Origin of the sequence: Burkholderia catarinensis (assembly GCF_001883705.2) — a bacterium.
Classification (GTDB): Bacteria; Pseudomonadota; Gammaproteobacteria; order Burkholderiales; family Burkholderiaceae; genus Burkholderia; species Burkholderia catarinensis.
The window spans coordinates 29463-47738 of the sequence record NZ_MDEQ02000035.1 but is presented as its reverse complement, the minus strand read 5'-3'; the positions used below and the strand labels follow the sequence as shown (position 1 = coordinate 47738).

17 protein-coding genes are annotated in these 18276 nt (G+C 65.4%); 4 read left to right on the top strand and 13 right to left on the bottom strand.

All coding sequences use genetic code 11. The features are described from left to right. Nucleotides 1-2: 2 nt before the first annotated feature. The 4 genes from BFF94_RS33765 to BFF94_RS33750 form a co-directional block, all read right to left on the bottom strand. On the bottom strand, nt 3-1034 hold the full coding sequence (locus BFF94_RS33765; RefSeq protein WP_219140328.1) for a ParB/RepB/Spo0J family partition protein: 1032 nt from the start codon (nt 1032-1034) through the stop codon (nt 3-5). After that, nucleotides 1027-1722, bottom strand: coding sequence for an AAA family ATPase (locus BFF94_RS33760; protein ID WP_128849857.1), 696 nt, complete (start codon nt 1720-1722; stop codon nt 1027-1029). Before BFF94_RS33760 ends, BFF94_RS33765 begins: the two co-directional genes overlap by 8 nt. A gap of 1832 nt (nt 1723-3554) precedes the next feature. Next, nucleotides 3555-4571: an AraC family transcriptional regulator gene (locus BFF94_RS33755; protein ID WP_128849872.1), complete on the bottom strand. Its 1017-nt coding sequence runs from the start codon at nt 4569-4571 to the stop codon at nt 3555-3557. Between the two features lie 125 nt (nt 4572-4696). Then, complete coding sequence (locus tag BFF94_RS33750; protein WP_128849856.1) at nt 4697-5821, bottom strand: MBL fold metallo-hydrolase; 1125 nt, start codon at nt 5819-5821, stop codon at nt 4697-4699. Nucleotides 5822-5904: 83 nt separating this feature from the next. Between BFF94_RS33750 and BFF94_RS33745 the strand changes: the two genes are divergently transcribed. Beyond that, nucleotides 5905-6558: a TetR/AcrR family transcriptional regulator gene (locus BFF94_RS33745; RefSeq protein WP_128849855.1), complete on the top strand. Its 654-nt coding sequence runs from the start codon at nt 5905-5907 to the stop codon at nt 6556-6558. Nucleotides 6559-6757: 199 nt separating this feature from the next. After that, nucleotides 6758-7249: a flavodoxin family protein gene (locus tag BFF94_RS33740; protein WP_128849853.1), complete on the top strand. Its 492-nt coding sequence runs from the start codon at nt 6758-6760 to the stop codon at nt 7247-7249. 129 nt (nt 7250-7378) lie between these two features. On the opposite strand, the gene BFF94_RS33735 is transcribed toward BFF94_RS33740, so the two are convergent. Continuing rightward, nucleotides 7379-7963: a DUF2889 domain-containing protein gene (locus BFF94_RS33735; RefSeq protein WP_128849851.1), complete on the bottom strand. Its 585-nt coding sequence runs from the start codon at nt 7961-7963 to the stop codon at nt 7379-7381. Between the two features lie 651 nt (nt 7964-8614). Here BFF94_RS33735 and BFF94_RS33730 point away from each other — a divergent pair. Both BFF94_RS33730 and BFF94_RS33725 read left to right on the top strand, forming a co-directional pair. Then, entirely contained in the window at nt 8615-9370 is a 756-nt protein-coding gene (locus BFF94_RS33730; protein WP_219140334.1) for a ProQ/FinO family protein, read from the top strand. Between the two features lie 493 nt (nt 9371-9863). After that, nucleotides 9864-10925 carry a DMT family transporter gene (locus BFF94_RS33725; protein WP_219140327.1) on the top strand — a complete coding sequence of 354 codons (1062 nt, stop codon included), beginning with the start codon at nt 9864-9866 and terminating at the stop codon, nt 10923-10925. Between the two features lie 98 nt (nt 10926-11023). Here the strand turns inward: BFF94_RS33725 and BFF94_RS33720 are convergent, their stop codons facing one another. The 8 genes from BFF94_RS33720 to BFF94_RS33685 form a co-directional block, all read right to left on the bottom strand. Continuing rightward, nucleotides 11024-11389: a bleomycin resistance protein gene (locus BFF94_RS33720; RefSeq protein WP_128849849.1), complete on the bottom strand. Its 366-nt coding sequence runs from the start codon at nt 11387-11389 to the stop codon at nt 11024-11026. A 60-nt stretch (nt 11390-11449) separates the two neighbouring features. Continuing rightward, complete coding sequence (locus BFF94_RS33715; protein ID WP_128849847.1) at nt 11450-12040, bottom strand: nitrogen fixation protein NifQ; 591 nt, start codon at nt 12038-12040, stop codon at nt 11450-11452. An 84-nt stretch (nt 12041-12124) separates the two neighbouring features. Then, nucleotides 12125-12550: a TOBE domain-containing protein gene (locus BFF94_RS33710; RefSeq protein WP_128849845.1), complete on the bottom strand. Its 426-nt coding sequence runs from the start codon at nt 12548-12550 to the stop codon at nt 12125-12127. A gap of 179 nt (nt 12551-12729) precedes the next feature. Beyond that, nucleotides 12730-14211: an efflux transporter outer membrane subunit gene (locus BFF94_RS33705; RefSeq protein WP_219140326.1), complete on the bottom strand. Its 1482-nt coding sequence runs from the start codon at nt 14209-14211 to the stop codon at nt 12730-12732. Continuing rightward, complete coding sequence (locus BFF94_RS33700) at nt 14208-15185, bottom strand: efflux RND transporter periplasmic adaptor subunit (protein WP_219140325.1); 978 nt, start codon at nt 15183-15185, stop codon at nt 14208-14210. Before BFF94_RS33700 ends, BFF94_RS33705 begins: the two co-directional genes overlap by 4 nt. Before the next feature lies 1 nt (nt 15186). Continuing rightward, nucleotides 15187-15399: a DUF1656 domain-containing protein gene (locus BFF94_RS33695; protein ID WP_128848949.1), complete on the bottom strand. Its 213-nt coding sequence runs from the start codon at nt 15397-15399 to the stop codon at nt 15187-15189. A gap of 34 nt (nt 15400-15433) precedes the next feature. Beyond that, nucleotides 15434-17566: an FUSC family protein gene (locus tag BFF94_RS33690; protein WP_219140324.1), complete on the bottom strand. Its 2133-nt coding sequence runs from the start codon at nt 17564-17566 to the stop codon at nt 15434-15436. Beyond that, nucleotides 17563-18027 carry a MarR family winged helix-turn-helix transcriptional regulator gene (locus tag BFF94_RS33685; protein ID WP_219140323.1) on the bottom strand — a complete coding sequence of 155 codons (465 nt, stop codon included), beginning with the start codon at nt 18025-18027 and terminating at the stop codon, nt 17563-17565. The genes BFF94_RS33690 and BFF94_RS33685 overlap by 4 nt, the downstream gene beginning before the upstream one ends. Nucleotides 18028-18276 lie beyond the last annotated feature (249 nt).

Here is an 18276-nt window from a genome sequence, read left to right as displayed (position 1 = left end):
GGTTAGTTTTGCGTGGCCGCCGCCAGCTCGGCGACGTACGCGTCGATGACGGTCTTGAGCCTGTCGGCGAGCGCTTCCTGGTGGGACGCGTCGACGCCCTTGAGCTGCAGATCCAGGCGTCCGTCCGGATAGGTCTTCAACTGGCCGACCGCTCGCGATTCGAGCGCGAAGTCGTGACGAACGCTGTAACGCGTGCGTCCTGCCTTCTTGTTGCCGTCGCTCTGCGCACGCAGGAAATTCTCGAGATCGCGGACCGATTTTTTCCGGTCGATGACGGCCGTAAGTAGCCGGTCGGCCGTCGGCTCGCCCAGGCGCTCGAAGATCAGCTTCAGGAAGTACGCGGCCTGCAGGCCGACCACGTCGTTCGAACTGGCCATCCGTTCCAGGAGCGTGTTGGGCAGTGCGTTGAGCGACAGCGTCTTGCTGATCGATGCCTTGTCCTTGCCGATCTTTTCCGCCAGCGTGTTCTGGTCGGAAAAGACCTTCTCGTCGAGGAGACGCTTCCACGCAACCGCATCGTCGAAGATCGTCTGGCGTTCATGGTCGTGGTTCGCCCGATACGCGATCGTATAGAGCTGCTCGGGCGTGTGGTCCGTGCGGAACGTGGCGTTGATGGTCTCGTCGCCGTTGATGCTCGTCGCGCGCAGCCGGCGTTGCCCGTCGATCACGACGAGCTTGCCGGGAAACTCCGGGAGCCGCGTGACCTTGATCGGCTCGATCTGCCCTTCCCGTTTCAACGTCAGTGCGAGTTCGTGGAGGCTCGACTCCGAGTAGAACACGCGCGGGTTGAACGGGTTCGGGATGCAGTCCTTGACCAGCACCTTCTGCGGCGCGCCGAGATCCGACGTACCGGCGGGCGTGGCTGCGGCCGGGGCGCTGTCGGGCGCCGTTTCGACGGCGGCATTCGGTGCGGCCGCCGGTTCGGGCAGCCGCGTTTCGAGCGCCGCATTCTCCTGCGCGAGCCCGCGCAACAGGCCGGCTGCGAGATGCAGATTGCCGGTCGGCTTCTTCTCTTTCGATGTGTCCTTAGCCATGGGCGGCTCCGGTAGCGCGCGTCGACGCGATGTATTGGGCCATTTCCGTGACCAGTTTTTCGATTTCCGCGCGGGCTTCTTTCAGGCCCTTCAGGTACCGATTGTGATGATGGATCGTGGTGCCGAGCGCGAACGTCTGACGGTAGACCTCGCGTTGCGCGATCTGGCTGTCCAGCAGATGCTCCCCTATTTCTTCAGCCCTTAGAATTTTTAAAATCTCTTCACGCATTTTAGTTTTTCCATTGACACTGTTCAGCATCAATGCGGAAGAAAGACTCGGGTTACGGATGGTCCGCATCGACTCGATCATGCGAATCATCGCGACAGTGCTGTACAGGTCGGCCGGCGATGGCGACAGCGGCACGAGGCAGAAGTCGGCAACTTCGAGTACGGACGCAATCCGCGGATCTTCGAGGTTACCGGGACAGTCGATGACGATCACGTCGAAGTTCGCGTCCTGTTTCTTGATCTCGCCGCCGATGCCGCGGCCGGCAGGAGCCAGCGAAAGGACCGTCATCGGCAGCGTGTTCTCGCCGCTCGTAACCCATCGGACGGAAGTGCCTTGAGGGTCGGCATCGATCAGGGCGACCTTGTTGCCGCCGGCCTCGAATGCGGCTGCGATGTTGACCGAGATGGTTGTCTTTCCAGTCCCACCTTTTTGATTACTGACGGCGATCTTGAAAGCCATTAAATTCCTCCAAGGAGTTTTGCGTAATATATGTAGTTATTGTTGAAATGTCCAGAAAAGCGTTCGACGTGATGGATATTTTGATGATCGCTGTGGTTGTCACGTGACAAGTGGGCCGAATGGCCAACGAATCATCCGCGAATCACGATCGAGTAAAAATAAAATTGACGATCGTGTTCGAAAGAATTTGCAAGAATCTAGAGAAAATTGATTGTCTTTAACGACAATGACGAAGGTGGAACGCAGAGATCGGTTGCCGCCTGACTACGTTTTTGTTCCTGGCAGAGTACGTTGTGACTCCGATTGGTTGGTGTCCCGAATGGCATCGGGACGCGCAGTTGTCACGTGACAAGTCGCAAGGGGTTGATCCTCGTCGGTCCGATGCGTCGCTAAGAAATCCTTGATTCGGTCGTTTTTTTGGCGTGGCGCGATCACTTCAACATCCGATATACCGCCTCTGGCTTGGTGGAATTACCTGTCGGCAAGGCGAGTTGTCACGTGACAATCGACTCAAAGCACGAGTCAACGCAGAGCTGAGACGCTTCTCAAAATCTGTTGCGATCGAACAATACGGATGGAGCACAAGTAGGTCGGTAAGGAGGAATTTGCCGGAGATGGCTTGTCGCTAAACGCAGGCGGCCGCGCGGTTTGGTTGGCGAGTTGTCACGTGACAACAGGAACGTTGTACCCGGAAACTCGAGCAGTGAAGTGGTCTGAAACGCTCGACTTGCCGTTGTAGAAACACGGCTATGTCGAAGATGTCGAGGCATCAATCGAACTGCTGCTCCTGGATCCCCGATCGCAGCCTACTCGTATTCTCGTGCCGACATGATGCATCCAGTCGCTTGCCGAACTGCATCCGGGAAAACATGTCGTGGATGTCGATGATATGTCCCCATTTAAAGGGGAGCTTAAATCCAGGCCATCACATACCTAGCCGGCAGGGGAGGGATGTGGTTTCGTCATGCATACCAGCACTGCGGCCGATGCCAATCAGCATCTCAACACAACCATGACGCGCATGGAGGCTCCGATTGGCAGCAAAACCCCGTGTTGAAAGCCGTGCTACAACACAAGCGGGCCGGATCGTGAAACATTTTCGAGAAATGGCGCATTCTCGGAAATCCTTGTCTGGCAATGGCTTGCGCCATATTCTTCATGTTGTTTCACGCAAAATTGACTAGATCGCACTCGAAAATGGGGGCGTATGAGTTTTCATGTGCCGCCATCGCCCGCCGACCCGAAAGAGGTATGAATTGTACGTTTCGATACGTAATTTGTAGTATATAAAACGATTTTCGGTGCGGGGTTCCGTACCGAAGAGAAATCGATTTGCAGCTGATCCAGCCCATCACAGCACCCTGTCGAGTTTCTTACCCGATGCGTAGCGCCGATATTCAACGCGAGTTGTCACGTGACAACGCACGCACCTGTTGCGCGATTCATTGAATTGCGGAGCCTCGCGAGAAAACTGAACCATGGGGTATCTACGGCCGAGAGTCCGAAAGACAGCAAAGAAACTTGATTTTCGACCGAGGGTGACGTCGTCATCAGTCCAGGAGGGCGATATGGGGCAGCCAGTCTGTAGCCGATTGACGCTCGCGAGCTTGGGTGCGAGGACGACTTTCGAAGGGTGGCCGCCCATCGCTCGACATTCAACCGGGATTTTTTTGATCGACGCCGGGCAATCAATCCTGAGTTGGCAAGAAGCGCGCATCCTGCTGCGTTCGCTCGATTTAGTCTGCCAGATCCGTCACGCGTGAAGTCGACCCGACAATTCCGCGGCTCCCGCCAAAGTCGGCATCCAGCCTCTTCAGCCGAACCTTCCGCGATCAATAACTTGCGGCAATCGAAAGAACGACGTCCGTCCCGCTCCGCAGGCTGTCGATATCCCGCCGCGGCGAATTTCCGAACAACCGGCTGTATTCGCGGTTGAACTGGGTAGGGCTCGCATACCCGACCCTGAACGACGCCGACGCGGCGTCGAGCCGCTCGGACAGCATCAGCCGCCGTGCCTCATTGAGCCGGATCCATTTCTGATACTGGAGCGGGCTCATGCCCGTGAGCTGACGGAAGTGGTGATGGAAGGTCGAACTGCTCATCTGAACCTGCGCCGCGAGATCATCGACTCGCAGCGACTCGTCATAGTGAGCCCGCAACCACCGGATCGCGCGCGACACGCGGTTGCCTTGGCTGCCGGCGGACGCGATCTGACGCAGGCGGGCGCCCTGGTCGCTCGTCAGCAATCGATAGTAGATTTCCCGTTCGACGTACGGTGCGAGAACGGCAATGGCGTTCGGGTCATCCAGCAACGCCAGCAACCGGTTCAATGCGTCGTACAGCGGTTCGGTCATGTCGCCGACGACGAGGCCGCGGCCCGCGGGGGCCTCGTCGTGATCCGGCGCGACCTGCACCATCAGCTCGGCCATGACGCGAAAATCGAGCTTGAGCCCGAGCCCGAGAAACGGTTTTTCGCGGCTGGCCTCGATGACCTGCGTCGAACCGGGCAAATCGAGCGACGTGATCAGAAAGCGGTTGGCGTCGTAGATATAGGCGTCGCCGCTCTGAATGACTCGCTTCGTGCCCTGAACGACGAGACCGAAGCTCGGCTCGACCATGCAATCCATCGGTTGCGTCGGCGCTTCCCTTCGATGGAAGCTCAGGTTCGGAATGGCCGTGGTGAGGTGGTCGACGCCTTCGGTCCATTTCGCGACGCGCTCGGCGAGCGTCTGCCGCAGGTCGTTCTCTTTGTTGTGGGTGGTTGACCGGCGACCGGCATGGTCGAATGCAGCGATTGTGGCGTCGTCGTCTCGTTGGCCGGGGGTGTATCGGACGGGTGCCGGAGGCATGACTTCTCTATTCAGGTAAGCGGTTCTACAGGGCAGGCCGTCGACATGCGGGTGCTCCGGCAACGCGCCTTCCGGAATCGCGGTATTGCCGCGCTCCCGGACCGAATGCGCAATGACCGGTGGACCTACTTCGTCGCCTGCGATGCGCAAAGCTGCCAGCGGCGCGATTTCGTTGCCGGCGCTGTCGCGCGCTCGTCTACCGTGCGCCACCACCGCTCGCCGCGATGCGGCTCGTCGAGATCGAGGCGCTCGCCCATCCTGGGCGTCGACAATTCGATGCCGCGTACTATCGCCAGCGCCGTGACGCGCTCGAACGGTTCGTGCCAGCGATGCATCGCGAGATCGAACGTGCCGTTGTGGATCGGGATCAGCCAGCGTCCGCGCAAATCGATGTGCGCCTGCACGGTTTCTTCCGGCTGCATGTGCACGTACGGCCATTGTGCGTCATATGCGCCTGTTTCGATCAGCGTCACGTCGAACGGCCCGAGGCGCTCGCCGATCGTCCGGAATCCGTCGAAATAGCCTGTGTCGCCACTGAAAAACACGCGCAGGTCGCCGTCGACGATGACCCACGACGCCCACAGCGTGCTGTTGCCGTCGAACAGGCTGCGCCCGGAGAAGTGCTGTGCGGGAGTCGCGGTGAGCGTCAGGCCGGCCACGTCGACACTTTGCCACCAGTCGAGCTGACGGATCTTCTTCGCATCGATGCCCCATTCGATCAGGCGATCGCCGACGCCCAGCGTTGTCACGAACACGTCGGTGGTTGCCGCGAGCGCGAGCACCGTGTCGCGGTCGAGGTGATCGTAGTGATCGTGCGACAGGATCACGCCGCGCAGCGGCGGAAGATCCTCGAGCGCGATCGGCGGCGCATGGAAACGCTTGGGGCCGACGCGCCGAAACGGCGATGCGCGCTCGGCAAACACGGGATCGGTCAGCCAGAATTCGCCGCGCAGCTTGAGCAGCAGCGTCGAATGACCAAGCCGGAACAGGCTGCGATCGGGTGCCGCGTCGAGTTCCGCGCGGGTCAGCGAATCGACGGGCAGCGCGCCTGCCGGCACGGTATTGCGCGGTTTGTTGACCAGCATGTTCCAGACGATCCCGAGCGTCTTGCCGAACCCATCGACAGGACGCGGCGCGACATTGCTGAAGCGCTCGCCATTGTGCTGCGGCGAACCACCGGACAGCGCGCGGCCGCGCCTGGCAGCTGCAAAACCCAGAATGCGGTGAATCAAAACGAGAGGCGATGCCATGGAGATTCGTCCGGAGAATAAATTACACTAAACAGTGTAGTTTATTTTTTGGATAAGTAAACTGCCCGGTGTAAAATTTCTGTATGGATACCAGCACTCCCCTTAAGCGCCTGACCGATCGAAAGCGCGCGGCCATCGTCGACGCGGCGATCGAGGAATTTCTCGCGGCGGGCTACGACGCGACCAGCATGGATCGTATCGCCGCGCGCGCGGGCGTGTCGAAGCGCACGGTCTATAACCACTTCCCGGGCAAGGAAACATTGTTCGCCGCGATCCTGCAAAAGCTGTGGGATGCGGCCCGGACCGGCAGTTCGCCGACCTATCGCGCTGACGTGCCATTGCGCGAGCAACTGCTCGCGTTGCTGGACCGCAAATTGCGCCTGCTGAACGACGAGGCATTTCTCGCGCTCGCACGCGTTGCGATCGGCGCGGCCATCCATTCGCCGGAACGTGCGCGCGACATGGTCGAGCGTCTCGGCGAGCGCGAGGAAGACTTGACGGTCTGGGTGCGCGCCGCGGCAGCGGCCGGCCGCCTGTCGGTCACCGATCCGGTGTTCGCCGCGCATCAGTTGCATGGTGTCGTGAAGGCGTTCGCGTTCTGGCCGCAGATCACGATGGGCCAGCCGCCGCTCGCGGCGCCGGAACAACAGAAAGTCGCGGAATCCGCTGCCGACATGTTTCTCGCGTACTACGCGCGGCCGGACGATGGCGGCGCATCACGCGCCACACCTGACTGACCGTGGATCCGGACGGTCAGGTGCGAATCGACGCGCGAATCGAAGCCGGCGCTAAGCGCACGATCGATGCGCACCCGGCACCGGCGAGACGGCAAACCGGCTGCTCGGCAGAAGCGAACCCAGAACCTCCCCCGCTGGCCATCCAGCGGAAACCGGCAAGGCTGCCGGCGCACCTGAAGCCGAACACGAGCGACGACGAATGAAGACGCTGTTGATCGTCTATCACACGATGACCGGAGGCACGCGGCAGATGGCCGAAGCGGCTGCCGGCGCGGCGCGCGAGCAACCCGGCGTCGACGTCAGGCTGCAGCGCGCGGACACGACGAGTGCAGACGACGTGCTGGCCGCCGACGCATACCTGTTCGCGACGCCTGAGAATCTCGCGGCGATGTCCGGGCTGATGAAGGATTTCTTCGATCGCTGCTACTACGCGGCGCTCGATCGCGTGAACGGCCGCCCGTATGCGGCAATGATCTGCGCGGGAAGCGACGGACAGAACGCATTGCGCCAGATTGACCGGATCGCGACCGGATGGCGGTTGAAGAACGTGGCGCCGGGCCTGATCGTCTGTACTCATGCGCAGACGCCGGAGCGCATCCTCGCGGCGAAGACGATCGACGGCGACGATCTCGCGCGTTGTGCCGAACTGGGCGCGGGCCTTGCCGCGGGACTGGCACTGGGCGTTTTCTGATGATTATCGCTGCGGCGGCAGCGGCGACCTGTCGCAGCGAGGCCGGGTCGCAACTGTTCATGCAGGCAACGCACGCATGCTCGTGCGGTACCGATCCTGCGGACACGGGACCGGCCGAATGCCGGGACCCTAGCCGCCTTTTGCCGCCGTCGAAGGCCGGTGGTATTCGGGCCAAAGACGTTTCACGAGATCGCGCGATGCGCCATACGCATGACAACTGTCGATCTTGAGCGGCTTTCCTTCGCTGTCGCGGTAGTCGAGCGACGACTGTCGCATGCCGACCATCGTCTGATAGGCCGTGGTTGCGATCGGGCCGAGCAATTCCTTCAGGTGCGTACACGTATCGCAGGATGGCAGCCGTTTGCGGACCTCGCTGTTCCAGCCGGCCCCGATGCTCAAGCCGACGAGCGCCTGCAGCGAGTCGCCGCCGCCCGGACACTGCGCATACGGATGCGAACGGATGAACGTGGATACGGCGCGGACGACCATGCCGGCGTCGAAGACCAGCGTCACGCCGAGGTCGTGGATCGGCGACAGCGCAGCGACCGTTCGCGTGCCCCCCGGCGGCATGAAATCGCGGGTCTTGCGGTCCGCAAGGCAGGCCGTCACTTCGAACAGGCCATCGCTGCGCCGATAGCCGCGCATGTCGATCTGCCGATGGTGAATTTCCTCGCGCGTGATGTCGTCGTGCGGGATGTCGTGTCGGGGAACCATGTATCCGCTCCGTTTCGTGCAACCGGTTCTTCTGGCAGGCAAGAGGGATATCGCCGGCTGCCCGGGCGCGTAGCGAACCGGGCCGAGGGACGTTGCCGACGACGTTGCCCCGGCCATACTACGCACTTTTCGCCATCTTCGTACGCCACGCGATCGATGCGGACGCAACGAGTCGTGCGCAGGCGCCGGTGCGATCGAACGGCGGACAGGCATGTCGCGCGACGGTGCGTCGACCCCTCGCCGTACTCGAGCGTCACGATCGCGTTCGATTCCGTGACGTGGAATACGGCATGCCGGGCGCGGGCAGGCACCGAAGCCGAGCCTGGCCCGATTTCCGACGGCGGCCGTGAACGGCGTGACTTCCGGACACGTATCCATATAATGCGCAACACGACCGCGGACGCATTTCCGGTCCCCCGGATCGGGCAAATGCAGACCGGCGAGTCAACCGGCCGTCGCGCGTACCGGTATACTTCGCTCCTGCCTTGTCCGGCATCGTGGCCGGGTGCCTGAAAACAGAGTGGCGTGCGCGATGCGGCCCCGTCGTGTTCCGCATCGGCGGCAGACGGGCCGCACGCGTGGCGGCGAAGCTTTTGTGCCGCGCGGAATGACCGCACGAACCACACCTTATATTCCTGGTGGATTGAATTTATGGGTTTTGAACAACTTGCCGAATTGCGGGCGCAGCTCGCAGCGAAGGCCAAGCAGGAGCGCAACGCGAAGCGGCCGGCAACGCCGACGGACGCCGGCGCGAAGCCGAAGTCCGGCGACCAGCCGCACCGTGGCGCCAAGCCGGGTGCCGGCACCAAGGCGCCGCATCGCGCGAAGCCCGCTTCGGCGAAGCCGTCGGCGCCGGTCGATCCGGTCATCGTTGCGATCGGCAAACTGCAGCGGAAGTTTCCGCGCGCGTTCCCGAAGAATCCGGCCCCCAAAGTGCCGCTCAAGGTCGGCATCTGGGACGACCTCGCCCGCGAAGCACAGGCCGTCGGCCTCAACGAAGCCGAACTGCGCGAAGCGATGTCGACGTGGTGCCGCGGCAACCGCTACTGGTCGTGCCTCGTCGAAGACGCGGTGCGGGTCGATCTGCAGGGCAACGAAGCAGGGCGTGTGACGCATGACGATGCAGCGCGCGCGCGCCGGCTGAAGGCACGCCGCCCGGGCAAGGGCGCAGCGCAATCGGCCAAGGGTGCGCCGCAGCAGCCGAAGGCCGAGCAGCAGGCCGAGGCCGCTGTCGCGCAACCGGCGGAAGTGGATGCGGAAGCGAAAGAGCAGACCGCCGCTGCCCCGCAAGTCGAGCAGCAAGCCGCGCCGCAAGCCGAGGCCGCTGTCACGCCGCAACCGGCGGACGTGAAAGCGCAGACCGACGCCGCGCCGCAGGCCGAGCAGCAAACGGCCGGCAACGAGTAACCCGCACCGCGCCGCCGTCGATTGCACGGCGCGTACCCGCAAGCACGCCGCATGCGGCGAATGACACGACAGACTGACCTGCCTCGACAGAGGCGGGTCAGGACTGCCTCCGCCGGTGCTCGACTGCCGGCACACGCCCATCCCACGTCGGACAGACAACGCAACCGGACGAAGAAAGTTCGTCAATCAACGCTGCACGCGTGATGCTTCGGCTTTTCCGTTTGCACATGGATAGTACGCATGCCTGAATAGGGTAACGCTTCAGTCAGATAATTCGGTTTCCTAAAATAATGATGCCGGGATCGCCGATTCACGTGCGAGCGGCCCGCCCTGTCATGGTGACATGATGCGCGCGATAATCCCGACTGGATCGTCAGGCTACACGCAAGCTGGCCAGTGCGATGCAGCTTGCATTTCGAAAGATTCGGGAAGTTTGCTGCGACCTGACCCGACGCCGCGGCCACCGATTTTCAACGTCAATTCAAACCGGATCATGAACCCGAGACATTCCGCGATTCTCGTCGCGCTTACCGCTGCCGCGCTGTTCGGCGCCGCGACACCGATCGCCAAGGCGCTGATCGGCGCGATGTCGCCGTTCATGGTCGCCGGCCTGTTCTATCTCGGCAGCGGTGTCGGGCTCGGCATCGGAATCCTGCTTCGCGGGCTGCACAACCGCCGCGCACCGGCCGCGGACGCCGCGCCGCTGCAGCGCGCCGACCTGCCGTGGCTGGCCGGTGCGATCGCGGCTGGCGGCGTGGCCGGTCCGGCCTTGCTGATGCTCGGGCTGTCGAGCACGCCGGCGGCGACGAGTGCGCTGCTGCTCAATCTGGAAGGCGTGCTGACGGCCGTCATCGCGTGGGTCGTGTTTCGCGAGAACGTGGATACGCAGGTGTTCCTCGGGATGGTCGCGATCGTTGCCGGCGGGACGCTGCTGTCGTGGACGCCGGGCCGGGCGGGCGTGCCGGTCGGCGCGCTGCTGATCGTTGGCGCATGCCTGTGCTGGGCGGTCGACAACAACCTGACGCGCAGGGTCGCCGCGAACGACGCGATGGTCATCGCGTGCGTGAAAGGGCTGATCGCGGGACCCGTGAACATCGGCATCGCGCTGGCGACCGGGGCGACGTTGCCTGCCGTACCGGTCACGGCCGCCGCGATGCTGACGGGGCTCGGCGGCTACGGCGTGAGCCTCGTGCTGTTCGTCGTCGCGCTGCGCCATCTCGGCAGCGCGCGTACGGGTGCGTATTTCTCGATCGCGCCGCTGTTCGGCGTCGTGCTGTCGCTGCTGATCTGGCCCGCGCTGCCGCCCGCGATGTTCTGGATCGCTGCCGCGCTGATGGCGCTCGGCATCTGGCTGCACGTGCGCGAACGGCATGAGCACTCGCATGAGCATGAGCGGCTCGAGCACACGCACCGGCATCGGCACGACGAACATCACCAGCATGCGCACGATTTTGAGTACGACGGCAACGAACCGCACACGCATCCGCACGTGCATCTGCCGATCACGCACAGCCATGCGCATTTTCCGGACATTCATCACCGGCATCGGCATTGACTGCGTGATGGACGGCGGACGATTCGCATCGAAAGGTGACCGTTTATGGGGCGTGCATTTCCATCACCGCTCGATCGCGGCAACGGCAGGGGGCGAGCCTAGTCTTCCGTCTGGATCAACCGGATCAGCGAACCGTCCGGATCGATCAGTGCGCCGACCGTGCCGCCCCAGGCTTCGCGTGCCGGCCGGTGCGCGCGCGGCCAGCCGGTCGCTTGCTCCGGAATGCCGGCTGCGAGCACGTCGGCGAAGAACGCACCGACATCCGCGAGCCGGAAGCAGCAACTGAACCAGCTCGTCGCCGGATCGAGTTCGGGGTGCGGAAAGAATTCCAGCAACAGGTCGCCGCGTTTGAGGATCATCCAGCCGTCGTCGCGCCAGGTTTCGGCGAACCCCAGTTTTTCGTAGAAGCGGGATGTGGCTTCGAAATCGCGCGACGGCAGGTTCGGGCTCGCAAGGTCGGTCAAGGCGGTTTCTCCGGTGGGCGATGCGGTGAAACAAGCGGGCCGCTCGCGCTGCCGCGGCGGCTATCGCGCTTGAGGAAAGCAGAAGCCGAAATCCTCGCAGCCCGGGCATCCGGGGGCGGGACCCGGCGGCACGCCGAGCGAGGCCGCCACTTCCTGTGCGAGGAATTTCTTCCAGCGCAGGTGGGCGATGTTGCGCGCGGCAAGCGCGGGGAAATAGCGATCGAGCATCGCGGATACCGCGTCGCGCCGGTCGAGCCCGAGATCGCGCCACAGATGATCGGGGCGCAGGCACGCATGCGCGATGATCGACGCGAGGCAGTCGGCGTCGTCGCGGGGGACGGCGGGATTCGCGTCGTCCATCAGCCGCGCATGCAGTGTCGCGACGAATGACGAGTGGGCTGACGGCAGCAGCGCCGGCGCGACCATCGGCATGAGTGCCGCGGCATCCGCGGAAGGCAGGCGCGGGAACTGCCGGGCAAGCAGGCCGGCGAACCGGCCGGGGGAAAGGCCCAGCAGCGCAAGTTCGTTGCGGCACGCGCGTGCCGCAACGAGGGCGCCGAACAGGCGTGCATCGGGCGCGTCGGCGTCGGCCGCCGCGGACAGCAGCGACTGCAACGCCTGTTCATGCGCGCGCTCGAGCGGCGCTGTCATCGTGCCCATCCGCATGACAACCGGGCCGCACGATCCGCGCGAATGCGCGGCGCAAAACGGATCGCCATCGCGATCGTCACGTGCTCACTCGACGCCGACGATCACGCTCGATGCCTTGAAGATCGCGGACGCGGCCGTGCCGCTCGCGAGGCCGAGACGATCGACGCTGTCGTTGGTGACGATCGCGACGATCTCGGCGCCGCCCGCGGCCTTGATCACGACTTCCGAATTGACCGCGCCCTTTGCGACCGACGACACGGTGCCCGCGACGCAGTTGCGGGCCGACACCTTGCTGCTGTCGACGTCGACCATCACGATGACCGACGATGCCTTGACGAGCGCGAACGCCTTCGTGCCGGCCGCGAGGCCCAGCGAAGCCGCGCTGCCGTGGGTGATCACGGCGACGATGTCGAGGCCGTCCTGCGTGCGCAGCGTGATCTCGTCGTTGACCGCACCGGGCTTGACGGCGCTGACCTGGCCGGCGAAATGGTTGCGGGCGCTGGTTCGCATGATGACTCTCCGAGTGGATTCCGCTGCCGGACCGGCAGCGGAAGATGAATGAAATTGCATCGGCAAGTTTACCGTCAACGCGGGTGTCCGTCGCGCTGCCGATGCTATGGCGCGAATCAGGGAAACCCGCCGGCGCCGGGGGTTTCGCCACGCTTTCGTTTATACCGAAGGTGATGACGCTACTGCGATGACTCGCTGGCTGCGGGCCGGGCATCCTGTGCGGCCGCTGCGCGCTCGGGTTCCCATCCGCCGCCGAGCGCGAGGAACAGCCGCACCTGGTCGGCCGCGACCTGGCCTTCGGCCGCCGCGACCTGCGCGTGCACGCCCGTCAGCGTGCGCGTCGCGTCGAGATCGGAGATGAACGATTCGCGGCCGGCCACATAGAGACGATGCGTTTCGTCGGCGGAGCTGCGCGCCGATTCGTAGGCCGTGCGCAGCGCGTCCGTGCGCTGCACGTCGGCCGCATAGGTCGCGAGGCTCGACTGCGTTTCGCGCAGCGCGTTCAGCACGACGCCGTCGAAGTGCGCGAGCGCGCCGCCCGTTGAGGCTTCGGCTTCGCGCACGCGCGCGCGCTGGCCGTTGACGGGGAACGACCAGCTGATCAGCGGGCCGAACGACCAGCGATTCGTCGTCGACGAGAACAGGTCGGCGGCGACGCCGACCGAGCCGGCCGACGCGCCGATGCTGATCGACGGATACAGCGCGGCGGTCGCCACGCCGATTCGCGCGGTCGCGGCGGCGAGCTGCCGCTCGGCTTCGCGCACGTCGGGGCGGCGGCGCAGCAGCGCGGCGCCGTCGCCGATCGGAATCGGCTGGCGCAGCTTCGGCAGGCGTTCGCATTCGGCGACGGCCTTCGGCAGGTCGGCAGGCGAGCGCGCGAGCAGCGCGGCGAGCTGGTATTGCGCAACCTTGCGGCGGCCCTCGAAGCGCGGGATGTCAGCGGCGAGCGTGCGCACCTGCGTCACGCCGCGCGTTACGTCGGTCTGGTTGCCGCGCCCGGCATCGCGCAGCCGCTGCGACAGCGCGACGCGCTGCTTCTGCAGCGCGAGCGATTGCTTCGCGATCGCCAGCTCGTCGCCGGCCGAGCACGATTCGACGTACGCGCGCACGACGTCGGCGACGACCGTGATGCGTGCGAGGTCGCCGGCGGCCTTGACGGACTCGCTGTCCGCGCGCGCGGCTTCGACGCCGCGCCGCAGCTTGCCGAACAGGTCGAGCTCGTACGACACGTTGATGCCGACCGTGCCTTCGTTGACGACCGGCAGCTTGTTTTCGAGCAGGTATTGCTCGGCCGATTCCTGCGCGCGCTGCACGGCCGCTTCCGCCCCGCCCGAGAATCCGCCCTGCTGGTTCGCGACTTCCAGCGCCGCGCGCGAGCGCGCGAGGTTGGCCGCGGCGACGCGCAGGTCGGTGTTCGACTTCAGTGCATCGCGCACGAGAGCGTCGAGCACGGGGTCGTCGTAGAGCTGCCACCAGTTGCCGGGGACGGCGTCGCGCGACACGAGCGTGCCGTTCGCGTCGTCGAGCGCATGATTCGCGAGCGGCGCATTCACGTAGGCCTGCTGCGGCAGCCGGTAATCGGGGCCGACGGACTTGCACGCGCCGAGTGCGAGCGCAAGCGGCGCGAGCGCCGCCGCGAGGCGCAGACCGTGCCGTTTCATTGCGATGCTCCCGCCGCGCCGGCGGCCGTACCGGAAGCCGGCGATGCCGGCGTCACCGCCGACGCCGATGCGCCGGCAGCCGGTTTCGCTTTGTCGTTGCGGCGCGTGTCGGATGCGCGCATCGAGACGGTCGCGGTGCGGCCCGCGATCATCCGGAAATCGTCGGGCACCTCGTCGAGCACGACGCGCACCGGGACGCGCTGCGCGAGCCGCACCCAGCTGAATGCCGGGTTCACGTTCGGCAGCAGGTTCGCGCCCTGCGTGCGGTCGCGATCCTCGATCGCGGCGACGATGCTCTGCACGTGGCCGCGCAGCGCATGCGGCTCGCCCATCACGATGATGTCGACCGGCTGGCCGATATGGATGCCGCGCAGCTTGGTTTCCTCGAAGTAGCCGTCGACGCGGAACGAATTGCGGTCGACGACCGACAGCACCGCGCGGCCGGCCGGCACGTATTCGCCGACGCGCGGCGCGCGGTCGTTCAGGTAGCCGTCCACGGGGCTGACGATCGTCGTGCGCTGCAGGTTCAGCTTCGCGGTGTCGAGCGACACCTGCGCATCGGCGACGGCGGCTTCGCCCTGTTCGACGCGCGTGCGGCTTTCCTCGACCTGCTCGCTCGCGACCAGGTTGCCGAGCTGCAGGTTGCGCGCGTATTCGCGCTTTGCCTGGGCGAGCGTCGCGCGGCGCTGCGCGAGGGTCGCTTCGGCGAGCCGTTCCGCGAGCGTGTAGCGGGCCTGGTCGATCACGAACAGCACCTGGCCGCGTTTGATTTCCTGGTTGTCGGCGACCTGTACCGACGTGATGAGGCCCGACACGTCCGGCGCGACCTGGATCACGTCGGCGCGCACGTGACCGTCGCGCGTCCACGGCGAGAACATGTAGTAGTTGACGATCCGCCACAGGACGACGGCGGCCACGACGACGACGATCAGGGTGAGCAGGATTTGCCCTGCCGAGAGCCAGGATTTTTTCACGTTAGGTAGCCACGAGATGGTGGGAAACGATCACGACGGCGGCAAACACGAATACGTAGATGCCGAGGTCGAAGATCGAACGGTGCCAGACGAGGCGGTAGAAGCCGACGCGCTCGAGCACCGCGCGCACGACGATGTTGATCAGGTACGCGACCAGCATCAGCACGAGCGGGGCCGGCACGAAGACGCCGAAGATGTCGATTTCGCCGATCATGGTCGCGGCCGGAAAGACGGGTTGGAAAGACGGATCATGCGCGTGCTCCGTCAGGCGCCTGCGGCGCTTGCGCGGCCGCGGCCGGATACAGCGACAGGCGCAGGCCGACGAGCGCGTGCAGCGTGTCGCGCAGCCGGCGGTGCGTCGCGGGCGTGGCCGGCGCCGCGGGTGCCGTGCCGCCGTCGGCCGGCGCGGCGTCCGGCAGGTTGCGGCCGGCCACGCGGTGCAGCGCGTCGTCGATCGACGCGAGCAGCGCGGGCGGTGCGGGCTGGCGCGCGTTCGCGGCCACGCAGCGCGTGTAGTGATCGGTGACGCCGGCCAGCACGCGATCGATCGCATCGGGCACGTCGCCCGACAGCCGGCGGCGCGAGCGGCGCAGGTCGAGTGCGTTCAGCGCGATGCGCAGGTCGCGGAAGCTTTCGATCGACGGGTGGCGGTGGTCGTCGGACGCGCCGAGGCGCGGCAGCAGCTGCGTGACGCGGTCGAGCATCCGCGACGCGTGGTTGCGCTGGTCGTCGAGCGGCTGCGTCGACGCGGAGCGCGCGACATCTTCCCAGCCCGAGCGCAGCAGGCGCCGTACTGCGAGTTCCGCGCCGAACGGCCGCGTCGCTCGTGTCCACACGTAGGCGAACAGCAGCCCGGCGACGCCCGCGAGGTTGCTGTTCAGGAACACGAAGAAATCGGCGTCGTACGCACCCTGGATGCTGATGAAGGTGGCCGTGTTCACCGCGACGAGCATCGTCACCATGTTGAACTGCGGGCGCGGCAGCAGCGTGCCGATCAGGATGAACGGGCCCGCGAACATCAGCACGAGCATCGGGAAATCGTGCACGTGCGGCAGCACGACGAACAGGTACAGGCCCGCGAACACGACGCTCGCGGTGGTCGCGAGGAAGAACTTGAACACCAGCGGCGCCGGCTCGTCGAGCGCGGCGAAGAAGCTGCACGACACGGCCACCAGCGTGACGGCCGCGGCGCCGTCGTGCCAGCCGGACGAGATCCACAGCCAGCACGCGAACACGATCGCGACGACGACGGTCAGCGTGGAGAACAGCATCATCCCGCGATCGAAGAAGCGTTCGGTGCCGCCGAGCCGCCAGTGCCGGTAGCGCGGCTGCCAGACGCCCGATTCGTTGGCGATCAGCGCACGCAGCGAGCGGCAGTCCTGCCAGATGTCGATGACCTGGCGCAGCCGCCACAGCGCGTTCGACAGCAGCGCGCCGTCCCAGCTCGTCAGCGCGCCGTCGGCCGGCTGCAGCGCGGCGATGCGTTCGCGCAGGCGGTCCGCGACCGGGTCGTGGGGCATGTCGCCGTCGGCGCCGGACTTCACATCGGGCAGCGGCGCGTCGAACCATTTCGCGGCGTCGGCGAGCAGTTCGTCGAGCCCGGCCGGCCGGATGTGCAGGTCGCGCATCAGCGCGATCAGCGGATCGGCGAGCGACGACATCAGCGGCAGGAACAGCTGCATCCGGCCCGCGAGCGCCTGTGCACGCGCGAGGATGCGCGGGTGCGCATGATCGTAGCCGAGCTGGCTCAGCAGGAATTCGAGGCCGGTGATGGTCGCCGCGAGGCGCTGCCGGCACGCGGACAGCGCGTTGCCGGCAATGTGCCCGGACAGCGTCTCGCGGCCGTAGAACGCGGCGTCCTTGAACCACGCGTCGGTGCGCTCGATCAGCGTCGGCGCGAGCCGGTTCGGGAAGATCGCGCTGCCGACCACGCTCGCGCATACGATGCCGAGCACGATTTCCTCGGTGCGCGCGATCGCGACGTCGAACACCGTGGACGGATCGGTCACGGTCGGCAGCGCGATCAGCGGCATCGTATAACCGGCCAGCATGAACACGTAGCTGCGCGCGGTGCGGTCGGAGATCGCGAGGTAGAGCAGCGTGCCGCACCAGGTGGCGACGATGATCGCGAACAGCAGCGGCGTCTCGACGAACGGCGGCACGAAGAAGATCGCGGCGGCCGCGCCGAGCGCGGTGCCGAGCGCGCGATACAGCGCCTTCGAGCGCGTCGCGCCGACGAACGGGTTCGACACGATGTAGACGCTCGCCATCGCCCAGTATGGCCGCGGCAACTGGAAATACAGGCCGAGGTACAGCGCCAGCATCGACGCGGCGAACGTCTTGCCCGAGAACAGCCAGTCGCGAAGGCTCGGGTAGGTCATGGCGCGGAATCGGCGGCGTGGGAAGCTTGGGCGTCGGACGCGTTGAACGCGTTCAGCACGCGCAGCGTCGCCTCGAGATCGCTGCGCGTGACTCCCTTGAGCACTTGCGCGCGCAGCCCGCGCAGGTCTTCCTCCATCCTCGCGGTGACCGCGCGGCCGGCGGCCGTCAGCGAGATCGTTTTCGCGCGGCGGTCGTGCGGATCCTCGTCGCGGCGCGCGAGGCCGGCCGCGCATAGCTGGTCGAGCAGGCGCACGAGCGACGGCCCTTCGATGCCGACGTGCTCGGCGAGCGTGCCCTGCCGCACGCCTTCGCCGAGACGGCCGGCAATCAGGAGCGGCGTCGCGCAGGCCTCGGACACGTTGTACGCGGTCAGTACGCCGTCACTGGTGCGGCGCCACTTGCGCGCGGACAGCACGAGCAGGCTGCTGACGGCGAGGCGGAGGTCGTGCAGATTGGTCATGGGCGAGATGATAGGGGCAAAAACATTCGATAGCAAACTATCGGTTTTTGTCACCCGGATGACATGTCGCACGCGGCGCGGCCGGCCCGTTTGAAGCAATCTGGGCGCCGTGCCGGGATGGTCGAGCTGTAAGGCTGGCGGCCCCCGAGCCGCACGCGGCGGTCGCGGCGACTATATTGAATGGTCGGACGAGAATCGTCGGGCAGGGCCGTGCCGCCCGTTAGGCAGATTCGAAGCCCGGGTTCGGGA

Excerpts from the sequence above, each read along its gene's own strand:
- BFF94_RS33765 (WP_219140328.1), bottom strand. The coding sequence starts at position 1,034 with ATGGCTAAGGACACATCGAAAGAGAAGAAGCCGACCGGCAATCTGCAT.
- BFF94_RS33760 (WP_128849857.1), bottom strand. The coding sequence starts at position 1,722 with ATGGCTTTCAAGATCGCCGTCAGTAATCAAAAAGGTGGGACTGGAAAG.
- BFF94_RS33755 (WP_128849872.1), bottom strand. The coding sequence starts at position 4,571 with ATGCCTCCGGCACCCGTCCGATACACCCCCGGCCAACGAGACGACGAC.
- BFF94_RS33750 (WP_128849856.1), bottom strand. The coding sequence starts at position 5,821 with ATGGCATCGCCTCTCGTTTTGATTCACCGCATTCTGGGTTTTGCAGCT.
- BFF94_RS33745 (WP_128849855.1), top strand. The coding sequence starts at position 5,905 with ATGGATACCAGCACTCCCCTTAAGCGCCTGACCGATCGAAAGCGCGCG.
- BFF94_RS33740 (WP_128849853.1), top strand. The coding sequence starts at position 6,758 with ATGAAGACGCTGTTGATCGTCTATCACACGATGACCGGAGGCACGCGG.
- BFF94_RS33735 (WP_128849851.1), bottom strand. The coding sequence starts at position 7,963 with ATGGTTCCCCGACACGACATCCCGCACGACGACATCACGCGCGAGGAA.
- BFF94_RS33730 (WP_219140334.1), top strand. The coding sequence starts at position 8,615 with ATGGGTTTTGAACAACTTGCCGAATTGCGGGCGCAGCTCGCAGCGAAG.
- BFF94_RS33725 (WP_219140327.1), top strand. The coding sequence starts at position 9,864 with ATGAACCCGAGACATTCCGCGATTCTCGTCGCGCTTACCGCTGCCGCG.
- BFF94_RS33715 (WP_128849847.1), bottom strand. The coding sequence starts at position 12,040 with ATGACAGCGCCGCTCGAGCGCGCGCATGAACAGGCGTTGCAGTCGCTG.
- BFF94_RS33710 (WP_128849845.1), bottom strand. The coding sequence starts at position 12,550 with ATGCGAACCAGCGCCCGCAACCATTTCGCCGGCCAGGTCAGCGCCGTC.
- BFF94_RS33705 (WP_219140326.1), bottom strand. The coding sequence starts at position 14,211 with ATGAAACGGCACGGTCTGCGCCTCGCGGCGGCGCTCGCGCCGCTTGCG.
- BFF94_RS33695 (WP_128848949.1), bottom strand. The coding sequence starts at position 15,399 with ATGATCGGCGAAATCGACATCTTCGGCGTCTTCGTGCCGGCCCCGCTC.
- BFF94_RS33690 (WP_219140324.1), bottom strand. The coding sequence starts at position 17,566 with ATGACCTACCCGAGCCTTCGCGACTGGCTGTTCTCGGGCAAGACGTTC.
- BFF94_RS33685 (WP_219140323.1), bottom strand. The coding sequence starts at position 18,027 with ATGACCAATCTGCACGACCTCCGCCTCGCCGTCAGCAGCCTGCTCGTG.